Raw genomic sequence first — 22,316 nt, forward strand, 5'->3', positions numbered from 1 at the left:
GCGGTAACGACTTTTAATTTAAATATAAAGCTATATTTTGCCATAGAAAAACCGACCTTCTTAACGTTAAGATTTTTGGTCTAACATTAAGGGGTCGGTTCATTTCATATAATCAACTAATAGCTTTTTAGATTGCAGGGGCTGTTTTGTTACAGCCCCTGCTCTGACCCTATAAGTGTCTTTCTCTAGTGGGGGCCTTCTTAAGAGGGCATTGAATGATCTAATAACTACTCTATTACCACTGGCTGCCCCCACTAGGAGCTTTTATTTTCCTATTTTACTAACTTCTCCATAAACGGGTTGGTATATTCTTCAAAGTCTAATATATCTTGTGCTATATCCTCTTGTAATTGATTACGAATATACTCTTTTATCGCGCCTTCATATCGTCCTACCGTATCCACATAATATCCTCTACATCAGAAATGTCTATTTCCATACTTATATTTTAAATTTGCGTGTTTATCGAATATCATGAGGCTACTTTTGCTTTTTAAATATCCCATAAAACTCGATACGCTTAAATGTGGTGGAATCGTTACTAGCATATGGATATGATCCGGACAGCATTCAGCCTCTATAATCTCTACATTTTTTCTATTACATAAATCTCTTAAAATTTTACCTACATCAGCTTTTATCCGACCATAAATTATTTGTCTTCTATACTTTGGTGCAAAAACAATATGATATTTACATCTCCATTTACTATGTGATAAGCTTTTTACGTCATTCATTGACATTGAACCTCCTATGTTGAAATGTTGTGGTTGCCAGACCAACTTCATTTTACCACTAGGAGGTTCTTTCCTTTTCTCTAAGAATTTTTTGCCGACCCCCAGTTTAACTGGGGGATTAGTCATGCCTATTCGGCGTACATTTAATATATATATACTGATTATAATAATCAGTATATATATTCATTTTAATTTGGAGAGAGAGGAAATTATGAACGGAATCAATTGGACACATCTATTAACACTCACCTTGTCCCCAGAAAAAGGTAGCAATGAACTCAAAAACACGGGCAACCTTAGTGAAGCCCTACCAATGGGTATTATTACATATGTAGCAATGGCAATATTAACCTATATCTTAGCTTGCATTACAACAAGTATTGTAGGCTATAAATTCTTTACCATTTTTTCATTCACTACCTTATTGGGTCTTATATTTAAAGGACTTTTGAAAGCTATCATTCCTGCTCTACTAGCAAGCTATATCTTTAATTTTTACTGTCAGCGTACATATCCTACAGTAAACGTAAACTTACCAGATACAATTAAACAATTCATGTATGGTGTAAGTGTATATGCTCTACTTGTGTTAGTTCAAAATATCGTGCTCATGCCGTTCATGATAGGTATCTATACTGCCACATTCCCATATGGTCTAGTAAGAACAGTTATATTCATCTTAAATGTTTTAGTATATGGGTGGACCGCATTTACTTTATTAAAACTATGTATTGCAGAATACAATATGTCTGCACGCGATACAGCAATAACCTTAGTAGTTAGTATCGTTCCACTCATCGTAATCAACTACATCATAAAAAATGTCTTCTAATGCTATGGAAACAAAATTATAATGAATAACTCGAAAGGGGCTGTAACAGAATCCGGTTTTACCGTATTCTAGTTGCAGCCTCTTTAAAATATAAGAAACACAAAAAATTGGGGTTATAGGACAAAATGTATTGGTAAAAAAACACAAACCTTGATCTTACTGCCCCCAATAAGGTTATAACTTCTTGTGAATGATACTCTAAGAATGTACTAAAATGATGATATAAAAAAGTATAATTTTGATTTCATCACTGACAATATAATTAAGGTGGTAATCATATGTAATACACATATGATATTAACCGTGTATTTACCATAACATCATTATTGGAACAACAATAAAACACCTATGATTAATAAGTTTTATAATCTTATATAGGCTTTAGTTTTGAAGATACACCCCATATTGTATTACGAGCTGAAAGACATGTATAAATAAGGATGTAATATAATCTTTATCTATGTTAGAGTAATTAATAGTTAAATATGTCTAAATACACAATAGAGGCATGTTTATCCATTTCTAATAAACACACCTCTATTCGATTAGATAAATAACTATTAATATAACTCAGCCAAGAAAATAATAGCAAACACCCACAATACAACGCCATATGTCATATTTGTTTTTACTTTATCAAGACTTACCTTTCCATTCTGTAACAATTTTCCCGTCATACTATAAGGGATCATCGGCCCTGGAACCAATACTGTAATGTAAAACTCTAGGCTTTGAGCTGTATATTCTACACCATTTAATAGATACTTAACATCATATCCATAAATAACTGTGAAATTAGGAAGTTCTTTAATAATTCTAGGCTTAACTGACAAAATCTCTACAGAAATACCTTTTCGACGACACCAGAAACGATATGTAATAAAATATGTCCCCCAAATCATAAGAACGATTGCCACGCAAAACTGCCATGGATTAACAAACATTATTTCTCTTCCCTTCTAAAGTTGATTTTGATATCCTACGAATTTAACCATGGTTTGATTTACAGATATATGTGCACCAGCTTCAATACCAATAACATGTAAAGTATAACCACCTACAGCAGCACTCAGCCATTGTTCTAGCGAAGAGTCATAATCTGCTATTAGCTTATCTTTTCTATGAGCAGTTCATTGGTCATTGTAGCTTTATCACCAGAACCATTGAATATCTTTGCAATTAAATGTCCTCCTTGAGCTTCACCTATCATTAATTCTTATAATCCTCCTAAAGAAATCATATCCACCATTTATATAATCACCTATTGATAATTCCTTATCTTTAAAGTATGGCGAAACTGGAAAATAACCCCAAACAACACCTAATCCCCCACATATATTACGGCCACCATCTCCACCTTTATAGGAAAATCCCTCAGCATCATATACAATTTCTCTGCAGTATGGATCATCACCGATAATCAATCCAAAAAAGTTTTCCTTTTCTAATGTATACTCTCCATCATTATCCATCCATTCCATATGTTTTAAATTCATAGAGAAATCTATATTATTCCCCCAAGGAAAAATGGTTCTACACCCCTTGCCAGATAAATACTCCCATTCTCTTTGTGTAGGAAGAGAGTATCCATTATCTTTTATGTTTTGTAACAGTTTCTTAAATGTGGTGACTTCATAATATTTGCCACACCAATTGCTATCATCTGTTTTATATAAGCAAACTGTGTTATGAACCATAACTTCAGAAAGGCCTTTTATCTCCGCTTTTTTAATCATATTTTGCCACTCTTTATTTTGTATAAGTTCCTCATCGGAAATAGGTATCCAACAGGTTTCACTATACGTTTTTTGTACTAAAAGCGGATGTATTATAAATTCACCCTCTTGGGTAAAATTATGCGTAAGATAATTTTCTATGTTAGATATTATTGCCTCATCTGCCAGTGCTTCGCTAATCTTAGTTAAAATATCCTCTTCACTATAAATTTCATCTTCGTAACCATCTAAAAATACGTAGGCAAGATCCATTAAGCTTTCTTTATCAAAAATATCTTGCAACTTTTTATTGTCAAAATTAAGACCGAGCCTAACGGTATCCCCAGGAACAAATACAAAATCTATGCCATCATATGAACGATATATTGCCGTATAGGTGGATTTACCAAATGCATCAAATTCATCAAAACATAGTAACTCTAAATTATATATTTTTCCGATTTGACTTAATAATTCTTCCTTATCCTTAATAGATAATAAATCATATTGGGGATTATACAGTTTTTTGATGAGAATATGATTCATTGTCTCTCCAGTTTCTTCTACAGTACCTCTTATATGACCTTAATTATAACATATGGTATACATCCATATATAAAAGACTGTCCTCAAGCTATGCAAAAAAAGGCACCTCTTCGAGGTGCCTTCTTATCAAATATAAGTAAAAGGAAAAGCTATTAAATTATTAATCTAAATCATAAAACCCAGATGGTTTATCACTTAAGTTTACAATGATGTTTTTCATTTGAGTGTAGTGCTCAAGGATAACTTTGTGAGTTTCACGGCCGATACCAGATTGTTTGTAACCACCGAACGGTGCGCCTGCTGGGATTGAGTTATATGTATTAACCCACATACGACCTGTTTCGATTGCTCGAGCTACACGGATAGCACGGTTAAGGTTTTGTGTAAATACGCCACCACCAAGACCGTATAAGCTATCATTAGCTTGTTCAATTACTTCGTCTTCGCTATGGAATTTAATCACTACTGCCACCGGACCAAAAATTTCTTCACGAGCTACGCGCATATCATTTGTAGCATCCACGATAAGTGTAGGTCTTACGAAGCAACCTTTGCCAAGTTCACCATCTGTAATACGTTCACCACCAGCTACAACACGAGCGCCTTCTTCCTTAGCAAGTTCTACATAGCTAAGTACTTTCTTAACTTGTGCTTCATAAATCAAGGAACCTAGTTGTGTAGATTCATCCCAAGGCAATCCAACTTTTACCTTATCAAATAATTTAGAAAGTTCAGCTACAAATTTATCATAAATTGTATCTTGTACGAAGATACGGGAACCGGCGCAACATACTTGACCTTGATTGAATAGGATACCGAGCATTGCCCCATCAAGAGCTTGTTTCCAGTTCGCATCGTCAAAGAAGATATTCGCCGATTTACCACCTAATTCCAATGTAGCAGGAATCAAGCGTTCAGATGCCGCTTTATATACATCAAGACCTACTTCTGTAGAGCCTGTGAAAGCAAGTTTGCTGAAGCCTGGATGATCAAGGATATATTGGCCAGATTTAGAACCTTTACCCGTTACAATGTTTACAACACCTGGAGGTAAGATGTCTTGCAAAATGCTACCTAGTTCTAAGAGACTAAGAGATGTATGACTAGATGGTTTGATAACAACTGTACAACCTGCTGCAAGAGCTGGTGCCAGTTTCCAAGCAGCCATTAGGAACGGGAAGTTCCAAGGTACTACTTGACCTACTACGCCAATTGGTTCACGGATAATAAGACTTAATGTATTTTCATCAAATACTTGTGCCGAACCTTCTTCTGCACGAAGCACACCGGCGAAGTAACGGAAATGATCTGCACCAAGTGGAATATCTACGTTTAATGTTTCACGGATTGGTTTACCATTGTCATAGGTCTCAACTTGTGCCAAATGTTCTTTGTGAGCATCAATGGCATCTGCAATCTTTAATAAATAATCTGCCCGATCGACTTGAGAAACTGTTTTCCACGTTTTAAAAGCCTCTGTTGCAGCCGCTACAGCTTTATCAACATCCGCCTGCGTAGCTTCTGCACAAACAGCAAGTTGCTCGCCATTAGCAGGGTTATATACATTAAATTCAGCACCATCAGATGCAGGTACCCATTCATTATTGATTAAAAGGCCATATCTTTCTTTAATATGTAAACTCATAGTACTTCCTCCTTTAATGGATAATGACTATTAATTATCTTCTATGAGTTCATCATACACCCAATATCTAAATACTTCAATCTATTTTATTATTTTCGATATAGCGATTTTATTGTATTCTCAATAGTTTTATTCTATACCAAAATCGATATACTTATCACTATTTATGATAACAGAGTACACAAAAAAGGAGTCCTCTATTACCTAAAGGACTCCTTTTAATCATGTTCAATTTTGACATGTATAATTTTTTACGAATTCCCCTAATAAAATTAGGCCTTTTTCTTGTCTTTATTTCTCAATGACTTGACGGATAATCCGATACGATTTCGCTTTACATCTACAGAGATGATCTCGGCTTCAATAATATCGCCTACCGCAAGTACATCAGAAGGATGTTGTTTCGCCGTACATAGTTCGCTACGATGTAATAAACCATTCGTTTTTAAACCAAAATCAATAAAGGCACCAAAGTCTACTACATTATGCACCGTACCTTTAACAACCGTACCAACCTTGATATCCTCAAGACTTACTACATGTTTACGTGTCAGAGGTGCTGGTAAATCCTCACGAGGGTCACGACCTGGTTTAGCAAGAGCTGCAATGATATCTCGCACAGTAGGAATACCCGCATCAAGCTTATGTGCCATCTTATCTACATCAACCAATGGTAATTTGACCTGTAATGCTTCAAGTTGGGATTTATCTTGTAAATCCTTTAATGTAAAGCCTAGCTCGCCAATGATACGTTCCGCTAATTCATAAGACTCAGGGTGAACAGATGTATTATCCAACGGATTCTTAGCACCATTTAATCGCAAGAAACCGGCACACTGAGTAAATGCTGCAGGACCTAAGCGTGGCACCTTTAATAGTTGCTTACGACTAGTAAACCCACCATTTTCTTGACGGAATGCTACAATATTTTTTGCTACCGTACCAGAAATGCCTGCGATATGCTGCAAAATCGCAGGAGATGCCGTATTAAGCTCTACCCCAACATGGTTAACTACAGATTCAACAACTTGATCCAATGTATGAGTTAATTGTTTTTGGTTAACATCATGTTGATATTGACCAACCCCAATAGATTTAGGATCGATTTTAACAGATTCTGCCAATGGATCTTGTACACGACGAGCAATAGATACGGCGCCGCGAATCGTTACGTCTAAATCTGGCAGTTCATCAATAGCCAATTTTGATGCAGAATATACAGATGCACCCGCTTCATTAGTAATGATGTAGTGGCAATCTAGCTTTTCTTCTTCAATCATCTTAGACGCAAATTGTTCTGTTTCATACGAAGCTGTACCGTTACCGATGGACAATAAGGTAACATTGAATTTTCGAATCTTTTCCGCTAATTTCTTTTGTGCTTCTTGTTTTAGCTTTTCACTATTTGTTAAATAGTAAGCACCATAATCGAGTACATTGCCTTGTGCATCGATAATAGCCATCTTACAACCTGTACGATACCCTGGGTCAAGGCCCATAATGACATGGCCTGCCAATGGCGGTTGTAACAATAAATTTTTAAGATTTACACCAAACACCTTAATTGCTTGCTCATCTGCAGATTCGGTTAATTCATTGCGAATATCCCGTTCAAGAGCAGGGAACATCAATCGTTTATACGCATCTGCTACGGCGCTAGCTTTCACATCACTAAAAATAGATTGTTCATTGTTAGTAATACCACGCACCATATATTGAATATAAGATTCATCGGGTACGGTTAGGGCCAATTTAAGAGCCCCTAATTTTTCTCCTCGATTAACCGCTAAGATACGATGGGACGGCATCTGACGAACTGGTTCAGCATATTCATTATATTGAAGGAATTGGTCCTTGTGCTCATTATCTTCCACGAGTTCCGCTTGGATAAAACCTTCCTTCCACATACGCTTACGAAGAGTAGCGCGAAAATCTGCACTGTCGCTGACAATTTCGGCAACGATGTCCGACGCACCTTGAATGGCGTCCTCCGGTGTAGGCACTTCTTCAGAAATATATTCTCTTGCGATATCTAGAGGATTACCGGATGTGACCGTATCATTCAAAATCATATCTGCTAAAGGCTCTAGTCCTCGTTCACGGGCAATCATGGCCCGTGTCCGTTTCTTAGGTCGATATGGTAAATACAAATCCTCTAATTCTTGTAATTTTACGGCTTTCATCAAAGATGCCATCAATTCATCGGTCATCTTTTCTTGTTCCGTAATGGCATTGATGATTTCTTGACGCCGTGCTTCTAAATTGCGCAAATATTTAATGCGTTCCTCGATAGTTCGCAGTTGTTCATCTTGTAATTCACCTGTTACTTCTTTTCTATAACGAGCGATAAACGGTACCGTGTTACCTTCGTCTAAGAGCGTAACTGCTGATTCTACTTGACCAGGCTTAACACCCAATTCCTTTGCAATAATGGCAAACATTGATTCCATTAGTTATGTCCTTTTCTTTCATATGTTACAAATCGATGAGGATATGTATTTTTATCATCTACCGTCCCCTCTACAACGGAGGTAATTGTGAAAGCTGACGCATCAAATGCAGGGAAATGAGCATCCCCTTCAAATTCATGGTCAACCTCCGTAATGTGCATTACATCTACATACGGTAAAAAGGCTTCGTAGATTTGTGCACCACCGATAACATAGGCCACATCAATCTCTTTAGCAGCCTTTACAACAGCTTCGGGTGAAGAAAATACACGTACCCCTTCCGGTGCATTAAAACCTTTATTTTTTGTAATCACCCAATGTTCCCGATTAGGCAATAAAAAGGGCAAGCTTTCAAAGGTCTTACGGCCCATAATAATAACGTGGCCCGTCGTTTTTTCCTTAAAAAATTTCAAATCATTGGGTAAATGCCAAATCAGAGAATTATCTTTGCCGATAACGCGATGATGTGCCACCGCTACGATAAGTGCTAACATAGTATCCCCCTATACGGCTACAGTCATAGCCAATTTGCCTAAATGTTCATACCCATCTAACACGATATCATCCGGTGTGAAATCATAAAAGTCAGTGATATCTGAATTTACACGAATTTTTGGAGCTGGCAATGCTTGATCTCGACGAGACAATTGCTCGCGCAATGCATCCACATGATTTTCGTAAATATGTGCATTATTAATAACATGGGTAAACTTACCAGGCTTCAAACCAGTCACTTGGGCAATCAGACATAAGAGGGCTGCATATTGAGCCGTATTAAATGGAACACCAAGCCCCATATCACCACTGCGTTGAATAAGCATGCAGTTTAAATAGCCATTGCCTACATCCCACAATGTTTCATACGCACAAGGTTGCAAAGCCATATCAGGCAAATCCTCAATATTCCATAATGTAACAATCATGCGGCGACTATCTGGATCCTCTTTTATAGTTTTGATGAGATTATCCAATTGTTTGTATTTAGCAATTTGATAACCATAGGCCTTACCAATAGTCCCATCTTCGCGCATCCATTCATCCCATACATGGACATTCATATCTTGTAATTTACGCACATCATTGGACTGCATTTGCCAAATCCATAACAATTCTTTCACAGCTGTTTTGAAAGCCACAAATTTTGTAGTTAAAATTGGAAATTCCTCTTGTAAATCAAACTGCATAATTTGTTGTGGCAATTTATATGTGGCTATGCCTGTTCTATTTTGACCATATATACCATGATCTAATATATTTTCAATAATATTGAGATATTGTGTATCTGCTAAGCTCATAGTTCCCCCTAATTATATTAGAAATCACTCAATATAGCGTTATAGAAACGCCAATTTGTTACCCCTTATATTGTGAAATGGCCTCTAAAAATGAAAGTCCATATTTCTTTAATTTTGCTTCCCCTACGCCCTTTATATTGCCAAATTCACCTAATGTTTTAGGCCGTATATTGGCTAAATCGATAAGCACCGTGTCAGGGAATATAATATACGGCGGCACACTAAGTTGCGATGCCAGTTGTTTGCGATGTTGACGTAAATGTTCAAATAGCCCACCAGAACCAGAACGGGGTACTTCGGAGCGAGAGATAGAGGCTGATTTTTTCGTTTTACGAGATGGCACGATGACCTCTTGCCTAATTTCTTCTACCTCTTTATGCCCTGCTAACACCTCTTCTGCACCGGCGGTGACGGATAAGATTGGATATTTTCCCATAGAACTCCGCAAGTATCCAGAGGCTACAAATTGTTGTATGAGGCCCTTAATCTCCTTATCCCCTACATCCGATAAATACCCAAATACGGATAATGCATCAAGACCTGCTCGCGTAATGCGGTCAGTCCGTTCTCCGCGCACGATGGACGAAATCATAGAGGCACCATAGCGCTCCTCGGTGGCGATAATGGCACGGAAAATGGCCTTTGCCTCTTTCGTAACATTAACACGTTCCCCTTTTGTATTACAGGAACTACAGTTACTGCATTCGAGCCACGGAACGATTTCACCAAAATAGGCGAGCATATATTTTCTTAGGCAAGTACTACAGAAACAGTAATCAATCATAGATTGAAGTTTTCTAAGTTCCACCTGCTCACGTTGTGGTTCTAAATGACCTTGTTCAATCAAATACTTATGAACGCGCACATCTTGCCCACTATAGAGCAATATACATTCCGCCGGTGCGCCGTCGCGTCCAGCACGGCCCGCCTCTTGATAATAGGACTCCATATTGCGCGGCATTTGGTAATGCAACACATACCGCACATTACTCTTATCGATGCCCATGCCAAATGCGTTGGTAGCTACCATAACTTGTAATTGGTCGAAGGCGTATTTATTTTGCATATCTTTGCGCATCTCATCGGATAATCCGGCATGGTAATATCCAGTTTGGATTCCGGCACGCGTCAAATTATCGTAAACTCGTTCTACATCCTTGCGCGTAGAGCAATAGATGATACCATTTTCATGACTATGACGCCGCACATAATCGACTACATAATCCATGCGCTTTGGTGTGCGCACGACGGAAAACGATAAATTCGGCCTATCAAATCCCGTAACATACACATTCGCATGATCGAGACCTAATAATGTTTTAATATCATTTTCTACAGCCTTCGTAGCCGTCGCTGTGAAAGCCCCCACTACGGGACGCTTAGGCAAACTAGCTAACCAATCACCTATCAATCGATAGGAAGGTCTAAAATCATGACCCCACTGTGAAATACAGTGCGCTTCATCAACAATGACTTGAGAGATAGGCATAGAGCGTAACACATTGCAGAAAAAATTGGAACCTAATCGCTCTGGTGCAATATATAATAATTTAATATTCCCACTACGTACATCGTACATGGTCTTATTAAATTCTGTTTGCGTTAATGTACTATTGATTAAGGCAGCCGGTATATTTTGATCCACCAAGCCATCAACCTGGTCTTTCATCAAAGATATTAAGGGCGAGAATACGACGGTAAGCCCCGATTTACAAAGAGCTGGAATTTGAAAGCATATCGATTTACCTGCCCCAGTAGGCATGATGGCCACTACATCCTCGTTCTTTAATAAAGACTCTACAGGAGCCTCCTGAGCGGGCCGAAAGGATGTATACCCAAAGTAGGTTTGCAGTAGTTGTAACGCTCTATCACGAGAATTAATAGCCTCCATCGGTATACCTCCTTTCCTATGTGTACAAAATTAACAATGTTATATGCCATATCAAAATGAAATATCGTGTCTATTTATTGTATCATTTTTTGAGGTATTTTTTGAATTATTTTCATATAATACTGTTTAGTAATTTTAACAATATCATCAATATTTACCAATAAATTATATGATTTACATATCCTATAGAATGGCAATTTATGATACAATAATTAGTATATATTTTAACGTGGTGAACAACCCTAAGGAGGTTTTATATAGGCATGACACACAACAACATAATGATCATAATCGCCTTTGCCTTGTATTTAGGACTGATGATGTACATCGGGGTCTACTATTATCGCAAATCGAACAGTATTGGTGACTATATATTGGGCGGTAGACAGCTAGGACCGTGGATTACGGCACTCAGTGCCGAAGCCTCCGACATGAGCGGTTGGATGCTTATGGGGGTACCGGGTCTGGCCTATACTACGGGTATTTCCGGTGTATGGATTGCCGTAGGACTTACCTTGGGCACCTGGGCCAACTGGCGATTCGTATCCCGTAGATTGCGTAACCATACGGAGGTAGCTAGCGACAGCTTAACATTACCGGATTATTTAAAAAATCGGTTCCACGATCAATCCCATTCGGTAGCTGTTATTTCCGCATTGTTTATATTAATCTTCTTCCTCATCTACACATCCTCTGGATTTGTGGCAGGAGGCAAATTATTCAATACCATCTTCGGTTTAGACTATACGGTCTCCCTCTTTATTACGGCGGGCATTGTAGTATTTTATACCTTCCTCGGAGGTTTCCTCGCCGTATCTTGGACGGACTGTATTCAAGGGGCGTTGATGTTCTTCGCCATCTTGGCTGTACCTATTACGGCGGCTATGTACTTAGGTGGTCCTATTGATACGATGCAACTCATCCAAAGCGAATTTCCTCAAGGATTAAACCTCTGGGGTGATACGAGTGATATGTTTGCTCTTATCATCGGCATCATCTCTTCCCTTGGTTGGGGTCTTGGCTACTTCGGTCAGCCACATATCCTAGTTCGCTTCATGGCGATTTCCGATGCAAAGGAACTAAAAAAATCCACAAATATTGCTATGGTTTGGGTTATCCTTTCCTTATTAGCAGCTATTTTCGTAGGCCTCATCGGTCATGTATATATGTTACCAGAAAAATTAGTTGGTACAGATGCAGAGACGATATTCCTCGTTATGACGGAACGTTTATTTACGCCATTTATGGCTGGCCTTATCTGGTCTGCTGTACTTGCAGCTATCATGAGTACTGCATCCGCACAACTATTAGTAACAGCCTCTGCTATTGCTAATGATTTTTACGCTAATATCATTCACAAAACGGCAACCGACAAAGAACTCGTGCTTGTAAGCCGTATTGTTGTATTGTTGGTAGCGGCTATATCCATTTTCTTAGCATTAAATCCAGATAGCCTCATCCTTACGATGGTTGCTTACGCATGGGCTGGCTTTGGTGCCTCTTTTGGTCCTGCTATCATCTTCTCCCTATTCTGGAAACGCATGACGCGCCGTGGTTGTATTGCGGGTATCGTCATAGGTGGTCTTACAGTTCTAATTTGGAAACAATTTGCCTTCTTTGGACTTTATGAAATCGTACCAGGATTTATCTTCTCATCTATTGCGATTTATATTGTCAGCATTTTCGATAAATTACCACCACGTCCAGTATTAAAAGATTATAAAGAAGCAGAAAAATTGCATATTCTCTAAGAACGCATAAAAGGAGCTATTGATTTCTCAATAGCTCCTTTTTCGTAATAAAGGGCTGTTATACTTACAGCCCTTCATCTTATACATATTGTGATAATCCATCACGAATGGCTTCACGCACATCGAACACTAATGATGCTGGCGATAATACTTTCACACTTTGCATATATTGTAGTGCCCAATATTTGAAAGCCTCCCGATTAACATGAACACGACACTCCACCTTTTGAGGCGTCTCGTTTAAAAATGTTACATTTCCATCAAACCAATCGAGAATTTGGTTAACGATACTACGTTTTGCTTCAAACACTACCGTTACTGATTCACCACCAAACATATAGATATGTTCCTTCATGTATCTATCTACATCAAAGGTATTTTGATTGTGATAGCCTTGGATTTCCCGCAAGGGCTTACGGCGAATATCCAATAACTTAATGTTGCCAATTCGATCTACACGTAGTGTAGACATATCATCATGGTTATCATGGTTACCTACCAAGTAGTAGAGTCCTCGACTAGATACTAATTGGTAGGGGTTAAAAATATAATTTCGCTCATTACCTGCATAATCAAGATTAGGATATAATTTATTATCTGTACTAGGCTGATAATAGACTAACGAAATTTTTCTCCCTTCCGTCACCGCTTTTTCAATGAGATCAATATTTAGAAATAGGTCCTGACTTCTCACAAGAGAATCAGGTGTACTCTTAATTTGTTTTCCATGGGATTTAAAATAACGGCCGCCCAAGGCAGATACCTTATCAATCAAGTCTTTACGCTGATTTACACTAATATGACGTGATGCTAATAGACCATCGATTAACAAATGTAACTCAGCCTCTTCAAAGGGATGAATCATATAAAAATTGGTACGACGAATCGAACCATCTGTACCTAGTGCAGATTCTTCACATTCAATATTAAAATTACCAGATTCATATAAATCATTTAGATGACGCCCTAAGGTTTTACGATCTACCGTCAATTCATATTTCTTTGCTAAGATGCTACGAATTTCCTCTTGAGATAATGTATGATTTGCATCTGTTTCATCTCGTAGGATTTCTAGTATATATACTAGTACTGCCTTTTTAGATGCCATGGAAAAACTCCTTTTACAATATACTTATACTAACTAACAACAAAATATGGCCTACTATGACCATATTTTTACATGTACACAAAATCACTCATACAAAGTATATCATAAAAGTCATGTTTACTTCATGTGTTTTTCATGCATTTCTTCATCTTTCCTATATCTTTTATGCAACTTAACATAACAAAATGTAATATTTATAAAATAAAAAGAAAATATTGAACATAAAAATAAAGGCTAATTCTATATATCGAGAATTAGCCTTTATCTATCCCCCATCGCACATTATTATCATATGCTACACAGGAAATACCTTTATTTAATTTTATTTTCTAAATAGCCTAATGTTTCCATGCGTTTCGTCAATTCAGCATAGAACGCTTCAGCCATAGCTGTTTGATTTTTTGCCTGACCAGCTTGTGCACCGCCAAAGATATTCTTTTTAATCGCATTAACAATAGTAGATTTTGCCTTTGGTTTATTAAGAATTTCCATAAACATCAAATCTTCATCGGACAGATTTTCCACGGCTTCATTTTCAGAGGTAGCCCCATACATGATATCTGTACCAGATTCAACTAAAGCTTTCACAAACTTTGTAAATCTAGCAGGTACAAAGGATTGTCCCTCCATATAGTAAGCTTTAGGATGTGGGTGTTTCAAGAAACGTAGACCACCGCGTACAATATGTTCTGCCATAGCTACATATAACGCATTAACAGCGGCTTCTAAGCTTGCATCATCGCCCTTAGCAGCATCATTAGCAGCTTTCACAATGGCTAAAGCCTCGATCATATTAAACTGACCGCCATCCTTAATAATGGACTGGAATGTATCGCGTACGATATCATTTTCAAACATGGACAATGCTTCTTCATTGAAGAGAATTGTATAGGTAAAGTTGTTAATAATGGTTCGCATAGGTACAGAATTTACAAGTTCAGGATTTCCCATGTCGTAGGTTACAGATTCTGCATGCTTAGCCTTACATATAATAGATTTTCTAAAGGTCGTATCTAGCATAAAATCTAAATATTGCTCTTGAGCTACATGGTCATTAAGTGCGAGTTTATCTAGTGTATCCGCAATATCAGCATCAAAGCTACGTACCATAGATAAAGTTAAATCAGCATCACATAAGTATGCCAAATTATGCGCTCCTAAATGGTCATTAAATTGATAGAAATATACAGGGTCATTGTTTGGCTCTAAATGATCGTGACCAACATAGTATTCATTTTTTTGCATTACAGAACGAAGAGCACCTAAGAATTTACTATTTCGTTCCTTTAGATTGTCATATTTTAAAATTTGACTACCTACGATACTACCAATCGTTTTGCCATGCAGTACCTTTTCCTTGTGATTAAACTGAGCTTTATCACGGTTGCTGAACATCATTAACTGACGTACTTCTTCCATCGTATGCCAACCAGGATATGTGTTATACGACACATAGGCGATGCCATCCTCTACTAAATGTTCATCGATAAGGCGCAACAAAGCATCTTTAACACCGTCATCGACCCAAGAATATAAACCATGAGCAATAATATAATCAAAGGTACCTATTTCACTACCAATAGATGCGATGTCTGATTGAATAAGGGATACATTGGTTAAACCTGCATTGGCAATCACTTCGTTGCCTTTTTCGACTTGTTCTTGTGAAAGCTCAATACCTACAAATGTTGCATCGGGATTAAATAATGCTTGGGAAATAATATTGCCACCATAGGTTGCTCCCAACTCTAATACTCTTGCAGTTTTAGGATTAGGTGCTGAAACCCCCACGAGAGCTGCATAGGCTTCAAGAGTAGCCGGTGTGGTATATGGGAATGGCATGGATTTATAGCCTAATTCACTATAAATGGTTTGTTGTACGTCATTTGTATTCGTAGTCATAATATCCTCTATCATTAAAAACATATATTGTATAAACAATACATGAATAATACACATATATACTATCTATTATACCAAAATCATGTGTACTATACACTATTCATAAGGATGATAGATGCAAAAGAGGCATCCTCAATGAGGATGCCTCTTGTATATGCAGTTTAGAGAAATTAATTATTTAACTTCTTCGAAACCTTTTTGTAAGCGAACATAGCTTAAGCGACGTTCTTTAGCGTCTTCTTCACATTTAGCGAATAATTCTTCTGCAGCGTCAGGAGCAGCTTTCGCCAAGGAAGCATAACGAACTTCACCTTTAAGGAAGTTTTGGAATTCGTCGTAGTTGCCTTCTTTGGAATCCAAGGAGAATGGGTTTTTACCTTCAGCTTTAAGTTGAGGGTTGTATCTGTAAAGATCCCAGTAACCACAAGCAACTGCTTTGCGTTGTTCTTCTTGAGCTTTACCCATACCAGCTTTGATACCATGGTTGATACATGGGCTGTAAGCGATGATCAAGGAAGGACCTGGATAAGCTTCAGCTTCTGTAACAGCTTTCATCAATTGGTTTTTATCTGCACCCATAGCTACTTGTGCTACGTATACATAACCATAAGACATAGCCATCATGCCAAGGTCTTTCTTCTTAGTACGTTTACCAGATGCTGCGAATTGAGCTACAGCAGCTTCATGAGTAGATTTGGAGGATTGACCACCAGTGTTGGAGTATACTTCAGTATCGAATACCCAGATATTGATGTCTTCGCCAGAAGCTAATACATGGTCAACACCGCCGAAACCGATATCGTATGCCCAACCGTCACCACCGAAGATCCAGTGAGAACGTTTGATTAAGAATTGTTTTTTATCAAGAATTTCTTTCAATTCTGGAGTTGTAGCACCTTCAGCTTCGATTGCTGCTACCAAACGTGCGGAACGTTGACGAGTAGCTGCGCCAAGGTTAGCGAATTCAATCCATTGTTCCAATGCTTCTTTCAATTCGCCAGATGCTGTTTCAACAGCTTTCTTAGCTACTTCAAGCAATTGTTCACGGATTTTCTTAACGCCGATGTACATACCATAGCCGTATTCAGCATTATCTTCGAACAAGGAGTTTGCCCAGGAAGGACCTTGACCTTGTTGGTTAGTTGTGTATGGAGAAGCTGGCATGGAAGCACCCCAAATGGAGGAACAACCAGTAGCATTCGCAATCATCATACGATCGCCGAACAATTGAGTTAACAATTTAGCGTATGGAGTTTCACCACAACCTGCACAAGCACCGGAGAATTCGAACAATGGTTGTTCAAATTGGGAACCTTTAACAGTTTCCTTCTTCATAGGGTTTTCTTTTACAGGAAGGTTAACAGCGTAGTTCCAAGCTTCAGCTTGTTCGATTTCGGAATCGATAGAAGTCATTACGATAGCTTTGCCCTTAGGAGCTGGACAGATATCAACGCAGTTACCGCAACCCAAGCAATCTAATGGGGATACTGCGATACGGAATTGAAGGTCTTTAGCACCCAATGCAGGGATTGTATCAAAATGTTCTGGAGCTGCAGCCACTTCTGCTTCAGTTGCCAAGATTGGACGAATTGTAGCATGTGGACATACGAAGGAACATTGGTTACATTGGATACAGTTTTCTGGCATCCATTTTGGAACGAACAATGCAGGACCGCGTTTTTCGAATTTAGCAGTACCAGCAGGTAATGTACCATCTTCGTAACCAGCGAATGTGGATACAGGAAGATCATAACCAGCTTGTGCATTGATTGGTTGTGCAATATTTTGAACGAAAGATGGGCAGGATTCACAGCCTGGTTTAGCTTTGTGACCGCCTTCATCAACAGCGTTTTTCCAGTCAGCTGGAACGTCTACTTTTACAAGCGCACCAACACCTTGGTCGATAGCAGCGTTGTTCATGTCAACAATGTTTTGACCTTTTTTACCATAGGAAGTAACTACGGATTCTTTCAAGTATTTGATAGCATCATCTACAGGGATGATTTCAGTCAATTTGAAGAATGCAGCTTGAGTTACCATGTTGATACGACCGCCTAAGCCGATTTCAGCAGCGATTTTCGCAGCATTGATGATGTAGAAGTTTAATTCTTTTTCTGCGATTTGACGACGTAATTTAGCAGGTAAATGTTCGCTCAATTCTTCAGGGGACCAAGTACAATTCAATAAGAATGTACCGCCTTTTTTGATACCACGAAGTAAGTCGTATTCATGTACGTAGGATTGACGGTGACATGCTACGAATTGAGGTTCAGTAATCAAGTAAGGTAAGTTGATTGGGTTAGTACCAAAACGAAGGTGAGACATTGTTACGCCACCAGATTTTTTGGAGTCGTAATCGAAGTATGCTTGTGCATACAAGTCAGTGTGGTCACCGATGATTTTGATAGCGGATTTGTTTGCACCTACAGTACCGTCAGAACCGAAGCCCCAGAATTTACATTCAGTCAAACCAGGAGTTTCAACTTCTACGCCTTCAGCACGATCTAAGGACAAGAATGTAACATCATCATTGATACCCAATGTGAAGAATTTCTTACCATTTTCAGCATTCAAGTTATCGAATACAGCAACGATATCTGCAGGGATAACGTCTTTGGAGCTCAAACCATAACGACCAGCGATAACTTTAATGTTACGACCACCGTCAACTACAGCAGCTTGAACGTCTAAGAACAATGGTTCAGCCAAAGCGCCTGGTTCTTTTGTACGGTCAAGAACAGCAATGCGTTCTACAGTTTGAGGAAGAGCTTTCAACAAACGATCTGTTGCGAATGGACGGAACAAGTGAACGTTGATGAAACCAACTTTGCGACCCAATTTATTTAAGTAATTTACAGTGGATTCTACTACTTGTGCGGAGGAACCCATAGTAACGATTACATCAGTTGCATCAGGAGCACCTACGTAGTTGAACAATTGGTAGTTAGTACCAGCCAATTTGTTGATTTCGTTCATGTAGTGTTCTACAACGTCAGGAACGTTCAAGTAGAATTTGTTGGATGCTTCACGATGTTGGAAGTAAACGTCAGGGTTTTCTGCAGTACCACGAGTTACAGGAGCATCTGGGTTTAAAGCGTTCTTACGGAATGCTTGAACTGCTTCCATATCTACTAATGGTTTTAATTCTTCATAGTCCCAGATTTGAATTTTTTGAATTTCATGGGATGTACGGAAACCGTCAAAGAAGTTGATGAACGGTACACGAGTTTTAATAGCTGTCAAGTGAGCTACTGCAGCCAAGTCCATTACTTCTTGTACGGAGGATTCTGCAAGCATAGCACAGCCAGCTGCACGAGCAGCCATTACGTCTTGGTGGTCACCGAAGATAGCCAATGCATGTGCAGCTAATGCACGAGCAGCTACTTGGAATACGCCTGGAAGTAATTCGCCTGCTACTTTGTATAAGTTAGGAAGCATCAATAACAAACCTTGGGAAGATGTGAAAGTTGTTGTTAATGCACCAGCTTGCAAGGAACCGTGAACAGCAGCAGCAGCGCCTGCTTCAGATTGCATTTCTACAACTTGAACAGTGTTACCGAAGATGTTTTTACGACCAGATGCAGCCCATTCGTCAATGTGTTCTGGCATTGGAGAAGATGGAGTGATTGGGTAAATCGCAGCAACTTCTGTAAAACCATAAGAAACGTGAGCAGCCGCTTGGTTGCCGTCCATAGTTTTAAATTTACGACTCATGTGATTATTGCCTCCTTAAGCATTTAGCAAAAATAGAACACTTGCTTAATCTATCATTATGTTTAGGAATAACAACCATTACAAACTTGCGTACATGAAAAAATAATGCAATAATATATATGTTATATATATTTATGGCATTATGTAGTACAAACTATTTTGTAGTGGGCACAACCATAATTCCTAATATCATAACTTGATATAGCCCTATAGACTCATTATAACGTGGCGGACTATATCAACGCAATACATACAGCGCTTGGCGCCTTGCCAATATCGCTATCCATGCTTTACTTAAAGTAATAGCTAATTGCGTTTTAGTAATAATTATTCTCATTTATCAAAATCAATTTTTAAATTAGGTTTGTAATATCTTTTATATATTAGGGGGTTAGTTATGGATTTCCACCATTTAAAATACTTCGTAGAAGTGGCTGATCAAAAGAGTTTTAGTAAAGCAGCAAGAAACTTACACATCTCACAATCCGCGATTAGCCGTACAATCAAAGCCTTAGAAGACGAACTTGGTGTTGTTCTCTTCATGCGTAATGCTAAATCCGTAGAACTCACTGATGGAGGTACCATCTTTTTAACACACGCTAAACGCGTAGTATTTATGTTTGAACATTTAAAAACAGATTTTGAAAACGAGTTTCGTTTGGAGCAAGGTTCCATCCGAATTGGTATCCCACCTATTACCGATGCACCAATCTTTGCACAACTATTAGGTGAGTTTAAAAAGGTATACCCACAAATCGATTTAGAATTATATGAACAAGGTTCTAAGAAGGTCGAAATCAGTGTACAAGAAGGTTTGATTGATATCGGTATCATCTGTACAAAGCCAAATCCTAAGGAATTTGAATCCTTCTATCTCACATCTGACCCATTATCCGTTATCGTTCCTAAAACTAGCCCACTTGCCAAGGAACCAGAAATTCGATTGGATATGCTTTCAGAAGAATCCTTTGTACTTCACAAGGATGATTTCAATTTACATGATGAAATCATTAAAGCTTGTAAACACACAGGTTTCCAACCTCATATCGTATTCGAAACAAGCCAACGTGACCTCATGTTACAAACAGTAAGTGCCGATTTAGCCATCGCCCTATTACCATCTCGCCTCTGCCCTGAGGTTGGCGAGAACACAGAGGTTGGGTCCAAGGTTGTGGTACGACCTCTCGTTCCAGAAATCATCCATACCTTATATGTAATCTGGAAAAAAGGTCATTACCTCTCCCACGCTTCTCGCTTGTGGTTAGACTTTGTAAACTCCAAATTGCCATTACCTGGTCTACAATTGGAGGCTCATAAATAATGAACAAACCATCTGGGCTCGCAACTAAATTGCGGGCCCTTTTGAAAGCTAAAGAAACGCCCATGTGGGCCATTATTATAGTTCTCATCATCGTCATCATCATTCAGCAAGTTCAAATATCCGAACTACAATGGCGCGTCGACGAAGATCATGATGGTTCCACCATAGATAGTGTGGCCGGGCGTCTATATATTTTAGAAGGCATGGCTAATAAACATAGTGATCAAATTGAAGAACTACAAAAATATATCCGGCAATTACAAAATGACGGTGCTAGATATGATTGGGAACTAAAACAACTAGAATGGTTACATCCAGAACTAAAGGTTATTTCTCCTGATGGAGATCCTAATCCGTTAAAATCCACAGATCTTAACCTAGACATGAATCCTGGCAAGGTACCAGATGTAAAAAAATAAATAAAAGCCAGATACAATACATACTAAAAAGTATTTACATTGTATCTGGCTTTTTATTATATCTGCCTTAATCCGTTTGAACCACAGTAATAGCTTTTATCTTTTTATCAAGGGGAATGTGCTTATATAAACTGAAATTCTTATTATAGGATTTTTCCCATTCACTCACAACAGAGTAGTGCCTATGATGGAAATTACCTTTATCATCTATATAAAGAAAGAGATCTTTTTGAGCCATAACACCAAAGCCCATGGCATCCAAAGTGTACCCCTTATGAACACCATCATTTGTATTTAAATAATCTCGTAACTCTGCTTCACGAGATGTATCAACCCATCCTAATTCCAACACTCTACTAACTAACGTATCTTCAGCAGCCTTATAAGCTTTATTTGCAGCTATAAGTCCCTTATCTGGAAAACCTTGAACATCCTCTTGATATCCAAAGGCTGTCACAACTATAAGTTTTCCCGTTCCATACTGATTCTCATAAGAAATAATCGGATCTGCTACTGTAATAACTTTCTCTACAAAAGGATTCCATAATATTGAATCAATATAATGCTCTTGAGTTTTATACTCTACAATATATTTAGTCTCACCTACATCATTACCGGTCGGTTTTATTATAACAATCCCCTCATCATGAGTAAGGATACTAAAATCTACGTAATATGCTGATACATAATAACCGCCTAATATAGGCTTCAATTGACTCTGTAATTTATCTATCGTCTTATGTTGTTCTAAATCACCAATATATTTAGCGCGTTCTAAATTCTTAACAGCTGTCTCCCATGAATCATAAGGACCTGAAACTTTAACAATGTCACGGTTGTACACTGCAATTTTCTCAAAGGCAGCTCTACCTTCACCCGTCGGATCATATAATGATATCGCACTTACAGATACACCTAGTGTAAAAGTTGTTAATACGCTTGCTAATAATAACGTTTTATACATAGTAGCCTCTCTTTTTACTGTAGATT

15 protein-coding genes and 1 pseudogene are annotated in these 22,316 nt (G+C 38.2%); 4 read left to right on the top strand and 12 right to left on the bottom strand.

Going from position 1 to position 22,316, the window contains the following annotated elements:
• Positions 1–272: 272 nt before the first annotated feature.
• Positions 273–737, bottom strand: a pseudogene (gene tnpA / locus HMPREF1504_RS00005) (IS200/IS605 family transposase).
• A gap of 211 nt (positions 738–948) precedes the next feature.
• Between tnpA and HMPREF1504_RS00010 the strand changes: the two are divergent.
• Positions 949–1,569 carry a hypothetical protein gene (locus HMPREF1504_RS00010; protein ID WP_016476557.1) on the top strand — a complete coding sequence of 207 codons (621 nt, stop codon included), beginning with the start codon at positions 949–951 and terminating at the stop codon, positions 1,567–1,569.
• Between the two features lie 560 nt (positions 1,570–2,129).
• Here HMPREF1504_RS00010 and HMPREF1504_RS00015 read toward each other — a convergent pair.
• The 7 genes from HMPREF1504_RS00015 to recQ all read right to left on the bottom strand — a co-directional run bounded on the left by HMPREF1504_RS00015 (position 2,130) and on the right by recQ (position 11,111).
• A complete protein-coding gene (locus HMPREF1504_RS00015) occupies positions 2,130–2,513 on the bottom strand; it encodes a hypothetical protein (protein WP_016476556.1) in 384 nt (127 codons plus the stop codon).
• Between the two features lie 255 nt (positions 2,514–2,768).
• A complete protein-coding gene (locus HMPREF1504_RS00020; protein ID WP_016476554.1) occupies positions 2,769–3,830 on the bottom strand; it encodes a hypothetical protein in 1,062 nt (353 codons plus the stop codon).
• A gap of 160 nt (positions 3,831–3,990) precedes the next feature.
• Positions 3,991–5,475, bottom strand: coding sequence for an aldehyde dehydrogenase family protein (locus HMPREF1504_RS00025; protein WP_038122456.1), 1,485 nt, complete (start codon positions 5,473–5,475; stop codon positions 3,991–3,993).
• A 272-nt stretch (positions 5,476–5,747) separates the two neighbouring features.
• Positions 5,748–7,925 (bottom strand): Tex family protein, encoded by a 2,178-nt coding sequence (locus HMPREF1504_RS00030; RefSeq protein WP_038122458.1) that lies wholly within the window; start codon positions 7,923–7,925, stop codon positions 5,748–5,750.
• Positions 7,925–8,419 carry a dihydrofolate reductase gene (locus HMPREF1504_RS00035; RefSeq protein ID WP_038122459.1) on the bottom strand — a complete coding sequence of 165 codons (495 nt, stop codon included), beginning with the start codon at positions 8,417–8,419 and terminating at the stop codon, positions 7,925–7,927. The genes HMPREF1504_RS00030 and HMPREF1504_RS00035 overlap by 1 nt, the downstream gene beginning before the upstream one ends.
• Positions 8,420–8,428: 9 nt before the next feature.
• Positions 8,429–9,220: a thymidylate synthase gene (locus HMPREF1504_RS00040; protein ID WP_038122461.1), complete on the bottom strand. Its 792-nt coding sequence runs from the start codon at positions 9,218–9,220 to the stop codon at positions 8,429–8,431.
• Between the two features lie 58 nt (positions 9,221–9,278).
• Positions 9,279–11,111 (bottom strand): DNA helicase RecQ, encoded by a 1,833-nt coding sequence (recQ, locus tag HMPREF1504_RS00045; protein WP_038122463.1) that lies wholly within the window; start codon positions 11,109–11,111, stop codon positions 9,279–9,281.
• A 263-nt stretch (positions 11,112–11,374) separates the two neighbouring features.
• Here recQ and putP point away from each other — a divergent pair, with 263 nt between their 5' ends.
• Positions 11,375–12,862, top strand: a complete 1,488-nt coding sequence (gene putP, locus HMPREF1504_RS00050) for a sodium/proline symporter PutP (protein WP_038122466.1) — start codon at positions 11,375–11,377, stop codon at positions 12,860–12,862.
• Between the two features lie 79 nt (positions 12,863–12,941).
• Here the strand turns inward: putP and HMPREF1504_RS00055 are convergent, their stop codons facing one another.
• The 3 genes from HMPREF1504_RS00055 to nifJ all read right to left on the bottom strand — a co-directional run bounded on the left by HMPREF1504_RS00055 (position 12,942) and on the right by nifJ (position 19,586).
• A complete protein-coding gene (locus HMPREF1504_RS00055; RefSeq protein ID WP_005378417.1) occupies positions 12,942–13,970 on the bottom strand; it encodes a YafY family protein in 1,029 nt (342 codons plus the stop codon).
• Between the two features lie 312 nt (positions 13,971–14,282).
• A complete protein-coding gene (locus tag HMPREF1504_RS00060; RefSeq protein ID WP_038122468.1) occupies positions 14,283–15,872 on the bottom strand; it encodes a methyltransferase regulatory domain-containing protein in 1,590 nt (529 codons plus the stop codon).
• Between the two features lie 174 nt (positions 15,873–16,046).
• Positions 16,047–19,586 (bottom strand): pyruvate:ferredoxin (flavodoxin) oxidoreductase, encoded by a 3,540-nt coding sequence (gene nifJ, locus HMPREF1504_RS00065; RefSeq protein ID WP_038122470.1) that lies wholly within the window; start codon positions 19,584–19,586, stop codon positions 16,047–16,049.
• A gap of 397 nt (positions 19,587–19,983) precedes the next feature.
• On the opposite strand from nifJ, the gene HMPREF1504_RS00070 reads away from it, so the two are divergent.
• Positions 19,984–20,907, top strand: coding sequence for a LysR family transcriptional regulator (locus tag HMPREF1504_RS00070; protein WP_005378410.1), 924 nt, complete (start codon positions 19,984–19,986; stop codon positions 20,905–20,907).
• Complete coding sequence (locus HMPREF1504_RS00075; protein WP_038122471.1) at positions 20,907–21,326, top strand: hypothetical protein; 420 nt, start codon at positions 20,907–20,909, stop codon at positions 21,324–21,326. Before HMPREF1504_RS00070 ends, HMPREF1504_RS00075 begins: the two co-directional genes overlap by 1 nt.
• 67 nt (positions 21,327–21,393) lie before the next feature.
• On the opposite strand, the gene HMPREF1504_RS00080 is transcribed toward HMPREF1504_RS00075, so the two are convergent.
• Positions 21,394–22,290 carry a hypothetical protein gene (locus tag HMPREF1504_RS00080; protein ID WP_005382245.1) on the bottom strand — a complete coding sequence of 299 codons (897 nt, stop codon included), beginning with the start codon at positions 22,288–22,290 and terminating at the stop codon, positions 21,394–21,396.
• Positions 22,291–22,316 lie beyond the last annotated feature (26 nt).

This window comes from Veillonella sp. ICM51a, from assembly GCF_000524355.1.
Taxonomy (GTDB): Bacteria; Bacillota; Negativicutes; order Veillonellales; family Veillonellaceae; genus Veillonella; species Veillonella atypica.

Coding starts and splice junctions, on each gene's coding strand:
- HMPREF1504_RS00010 (WP_016476557.1), top strand. CDS start 949: ATGAACGGAATCAATTGGACACATCTATTAACACTCACCTTGTCCCCA.
- HMPREF1504_RS00015 (WP_016476556.1), bottom strand. CDS start 2,513: ATGTTTGTTAATCCATGGCAGTTTTGCGTGGCAATCGTTCTTATGATT.
- HMPREF1504_RS00020 (WP_016476554.1), bottom strand. CDS start 3,830: ATGAATCATATTCTCATCAAAAAACTGTATAATCCCCAATATGATTTA.
- HMPREF1504_RS00025 (WP_038122456.1), bottom strand. CDS start 5,475: ATGAGTTTACATATTAAAGAAAGATATGGCCTTTTAATCAATAATGAA.
- HMPREF1504_RS00030 (WP_038122458.1), bottom strand. CDS start 7,925: ATGGAATCAATGTTTGCCATTATTGCAAAGGAATTGGGTGTTAAGCCT.
- HMPREF1504_RS00035 (WP_038122459.1), bottom strand. CDS start 8,419: ATGTTAGCACTTATCGTAGCGGTGGCACATCATCGCGTTATCGGCAAA.
- HMPREF1504_RS00040 (WP_038122461.1), bottom strand. CDS start 9,220: ATGAGCTTAGCAGATACACAATATCTCAATATTATTGAAAATATATTA.
- recQ (WP_038122463.1), bottom strand. CDS start 11,111: ATGGAGGCTATTAATTCTCGTGATAGAGCGTTACAACTACTGCAAACC.
- putP (WP_038122466.1), top strand. CDS start 11,375: ATGACACACAACAACATAATGATCATAATCGCCTTTGCCTTGTATTTA.
- HMPREF1504_RS00055 (WP_005378417.1), bottom strand. CDS start 13,970: ATGGCATCTAAAAAGGCAGTACTAGTATATATACTAGAAATCCTACGA.
- HMPREF1504_RS00060 (WP_038122468.1), bottom strand. CDS start 15,872: ATGACTACGAATACAAATGACGTACAACAAACCATTTATAGTGAATTA.
- nifJ (WP_038122470.1), bottom strand. CDS start 19,586: ATGAGTCGTAAATTTAAAACTATGGACGGCAACCAAGCGGCTGCTCAC.
- HMPREF1504_RS00070 (WP_005378410.1), top strand. CDS start 19,984: ATGGATTTCCACCATTTAAAATACTTCGTAGAAGTGGCTGATCAAAAG.
- HMPREF1504_RS00075 (WP_038122471.1), top strand. CDS start 20,907: ATGAACAAACCATCTGGGCTCGCAACTAAATTGCGGGCCCTTTTGAAA.
- HMPREF1504_RS00080 (WP_005382245.1), bottom strand. CDS start 22,290: ATGTATAAAACGTTATTATTAGCAAGCGTATTAACAACTTTTACACTA.